The organism is Vibrio sp. 1402, from assembly GCF_033340275.1.
This window is the reverse complement of record NZ_JAWOWE010000505.1, coordinates 1-575: the sequence shown is the minus strand read 5'-3', so window position 1 is coordinate 575 and position 575 is coordinate 1. Positions and strand designations below refer to the sequence as shown.

General features: G+C 48.2%; 1 protein-coding gene. It reads right to left on the bottom strand.

All coding sequences use genetic code 11. The annotated features are described in order from the left end of the window. Positions 1–575, bottom strand: a 575-nt coding sequence (locus R7044_RS26940) for an insulinase family protein (protein WP_225456195.1), incomplete at both ends; no start/stop codon positions are given.

Sequence of the window (575 nt, the reverse complement as noted above, 5' to 3'; positions counted from 1 at the left end):
ATTCTTCGATAGAGCCAATTTCTTGCCCTAAGTGAATTCGAGGAGCATCGACATGTGCTTGGCCTTGCGAGTGCATGACTAAGCGGTTTGCTGTTCTCGGTTTCAGTTCGTTAACGACAAAGCGAATCATGTCTGCTCTTGTTAGCTTTTTGAGCTCGGCTAGTACTTTTTCGCGTTGATTAAACTCGGTATCTTTGTTGCCTATTGCGACCCACAAGCGTTGCGCTCGTCCACGTAAAGTCGTGTCTGGGGTTGCGATTTGGTTCCAAAGGCCACGCTTACTGCTGTGCCATTGGTAGTCGTTGAGCTCCAAAAGCACCATGTAAAATGCATTTAAAAATTCATCGATAGAGGTGACCAATTCCGCAGGAGCTGCGTTTGGTGATTGCACATAAAGCACAATCCCCGGATGACGGTTCAGTGGCATGTTACCAGTGCCGACCATGTAGCCGAGTTGCTGCTTGGTGCGAATCTCATGAAAGAAGGTTGCCGACATGAGGTGATTGGCCAAAGAATAAAGAGCGATGCTGTGCGGCTCGATGTCTTCACACTGGTGGTAAATTACCACAGCAGAG